The organism is Ideonella azotifigens, from assembly GCF_006519715.1.
Classification (GTDB): Bacteria; Pseudomonadota; Gammaproteobacteria; order Burkholderiales; family Burkholderiaceae_C; genus Ideonella; species Ideonella azotifigens.
Genome location: NZ_VIDT01000618.1, coordinates 1 through 3309, shown reverse-complemented (window position 1 = coordinate 3309; position 3309 = coordinate 1). Strand labels below are relative to the sequence as shown.

The 3309-nt window shown below is 68.0% G+C and carries 2 protein-coding genes; both read right to left on the bottom strand.

All coding sequences use genetic code 11. The annotated features are described in order from the left end of the window. Positions 1 to 40: 40 nt before the first annotated feature. Positions 41 to 1234 carry a tetratricopeptide repeat protein gene (locus FKP22_RS25095; protein WP_141290409.1) on the bottom strand — a complete coding sequence of 398 codons (1194 nt, stop codon included), beginning with the start codon at positions 1232 to 1234 and terminating at the stop codon, positions 41 to 43. A gap of 145 nt (positions 1235 to 1379) precedes the next feature. Next, positions 1380 to 3309 (bottom strand): carboxyltransferase domain-containing protein (locus FKP22_RS25090; protein ID WP_141290407.1); only part of this gene is annotated, 1930 nt, incomplete at its 5' end.

Genomic DNA, 3309 nt, shown 5'->3' with positions numbered 1-3309 from the left:
GCCAAGGCCACGCAAGCCGCTGCCAGTTCGCGATGCCGGCTCATTGCGCGCCTTTCTGCTGCATGCGCAGCATGGCCTTGTCGTAGCTGGCGTTCGGGGACTCGGCCTTGGCCTCGCGGTATTCGCGCAGCGCATCGCTCCATTGGCCGGCGTCCTCGTAGATCTTGCCGTTGTTGTAGTGCGAGCTGGCGCGCACCTTGGCGGCCGTGGGCCCGTTGGCCAGCGCAATGGCCTTGCGATTGGCCCACATGGCTTCGGCCACGCGGCCGGCTTTCTGGAAGGCCAGCCCCAGGTTGCTCCAGGCCTGGCCGAAGTTGCCGTCCAGCTCGATGGCCGCCTGGTACAGCCGGATCGCCTCGTCCAGGTTGCCGGCATGGTAAGCAGCTTCACCTTGCGCGTTCAGCGGGCGGGCATCGGCCTGGCTGGCGGCGCTGTAGCTTACCGCTGCGGCAGTTTGGCTCACGGTTTCCTGCAAGCCTGCAAGCTCCAGCCGGTCCTGGCTTTGCACGTACTTGATCGTGTTCAGGTCCTGGAATTCACCCGCCTCGGTCACCGCGAACACCGACCACAGGTTGCCCACCCGCTGCGGTGGCACGTAGTAGGTCTTCACCAGCGTTTGCCCCACGTAGACAAAGACCTTCGCGCCGCTCATGGACAGGCGCGCCGACTGCGGATCGGTGCGGTCCGAGAAGTTGTGCACCGCGTAAACGTAGCGTTCGCCCACGTGCTTGCGCGAGAGCGTGATGGTCTCGGGGCCGAAGCCTTGGGTGTTGTCCACGTCCAGCATGGCGTCCGTCCCGCGCATGTGGCTGAAGTAGACATGGTTGCCAGGGTAGACCACGTGCGAATCCAGGTCGCGCGGCTCGGCGCCCCAGTTCAGCACGATGCGCATGCCGTCCAGGTTGTTCATCACCGGGCTGATCGCGTAGGTCGTGCCTGCGCATGGGCACTTCACGACCAGGTTGGAGTAACCGGGCTTCTTGACGATCAGCAGCGCGTTGGTGTCGTCGGCGAAAGCGGTCGGCAGCGAGACCTGGCCCTGCGCGTTGGTGCTGCCGCTGGCCGACTGCTCGCCGTTCTTCTGCAGCGTGACCGACGCGCCCTCGATATGCTGGTCGCGCACCGTGGCGCTGAGGATCTGCACGTCAACGTTGGTGGCCAGCGCCGATGCGCAGGGCATGGCCAGCGTGGCTGCAATAAGGGCGGTGGAGACGGCAGAGAGACGGTGGAACATGGCTTGTCCGGGTGGTTGGGATGGCTTCAATGTAGAAGCGCAAACGCCCTTCACAGCGGAGGCTTTGCCGCCACCACGCGGCCTCTTTGTTCCGCCGCCCGGAGTTTTTCTTCCGCCCTTTTCCTCCGTTTTCTCGGTGTCCGTGTCAGGGCGCCAGCAACACCACTTCCTGCCCCGCGTTGACGGCGCCGCCCTCGCGGCAAGCCACGCGCCACACCTGCCCGGCGCAGGGTGCCACCACCGCGAACTCCATCTTCATGGACTCGACGATGACCAGCGTGTCGCCTTCGGCCACGCTGTCGCCTTCGTTGACCAGCACGCGCCAGACGCTGCCGGGCACTTGCGGGTGCACGGCGCGGGTGCCGAGGGGGCGTGGGCCGTCGTCGCTCGGCGTGTCGGCCTCGGGCTCGCCGACGTATTCGGCCTGGCCGGCCTCGCGCCAGCGTTCTCGCTCGGCATCGAAGGCGGTTTGCTGGTGGGTTTTGTGGGCGACGATTTCGTTGGCGTGTTCGACCAGCAGCGCGCGGTGGTCCTTCAGGCGGAAGGTCCCTTCTTCGATGCGCAGCCGCAGCCGGCCGGCGGGGAAGTCACGGCGCATCTGCAGCAGCTCGGCCTCGCTGACCGGATAGAAGCGGATCTGGTCGAAGAAGCGCAGCAGCCAGGGCTTGCCGGCTTCGAATTCCAGCGCACCGCTGCGCGCATCGCGCCAGCGGTTCCACATCTGCACCGTGCGGCCGACGAACTGGTAGCCGCCGGGGCCTTCCATGCCATACACGCAGAGGTAGGCGCCGCCAATGCCCACGGCGTTTTCCGGCGTCCAGGTGCGGGCCGGGTTGTACTTGGTGGTGACCAGGCGGTGGCGCGGGTCCACCGGCGTGGCCACCGGCGCGCCCAGGTACACGTCACCCAGGCCCATCACCAGGTAGCGCGCGTCGAACACGGTGCGGTGGACGGCTTCGATGTCCGCCAGGCCGTTGATGCGGCGGATGAACTCGATGTTGCTGGGGCACCAGGGCGCGTCCGGCCGCACGGACTGCATGTACTTCTCGATGGCCAGCTTCGTTGCCGGATCGTCCCAGGACAGCGGCAGCCAGACGGTGCGCGAGGGCACTTCGAAATCGCCGCTGAGCGGCAGCGCGTGGTCCGTGGCCAGCAGCAGTTGCAGCAGGGCCTTGCGGCTCAGGCGCGTCGGGTCGTGGTGCACCTGCAGCGAGCGGATGCCGGGCGTCAGGTCGATGATGCCGGGCAACTCGCCCGCATCGCGCCTGGCCTGCAGTGCCATCATCAGCGCATGCACGCGCATGCGCAGTTCCAGGTCCAGCACCTGCGGGCCGTATTCGACCAGCAGGTAGCGGTCGCCCGCCTGGCGCACCACCATTTCGGGCAGCTCGCCTTCGGCCGGGTCGCGCAACAAGACCGGGCTGTGAAGGGCCGTGACCTGGTCGGCTGGCGTGCCATCGGGCAGCTGGGGCCATGGCGCGTCCAGCGACTCGACCAGCGCGTCCTCGGCGGCTTGAAGTGCCGCAGCCTGTTCGGCATTCAGGCATCGGAATCGGATCGTGTCGCCTGGCCGCAGCTGGCCCAGCTTCCAGCGCTCGGCCGCCACGACCACGGCCGGGCAGACGAAGCCGCCCAGGCTGGGCCCGTCCGGCCCGAGGATGACCGGCATGTCGCCGGTGAAGTCGATCGCGCCGATGGCGTAGGCGTTGTCGTGCAGGTTGGAGGGATGCAGCCCGGCTTCACCGCCATCGGGCCGCGCCCATTCGGGCTTCGGGCCGATCAGGCGCACCCCCGTGCGGCTGGAGTTGTAGTGCACCTGCCAATCGGCGCCGAAGAAGGCTGCGATGTCGGCAGGCGTGAAGAAGTCCGGCGCGCCATGCGGGCCGTAGAGCACGCCGATGTCCCAGTGCTGCGCATAGGCAGGCGGCCGAACAGCGCCCCCAGGGCCGGGTCGCACCCGACCCGCCCCCCCAGGGGGACAAGGAAACTTGGGGCGGCCTGGCGTTTCCTTGAGGGCCGTGCCGGTTGGCGGCAGGCTCGTGTCGTCCGCGATGTGCAGGAGGTCGCCCGTGCGC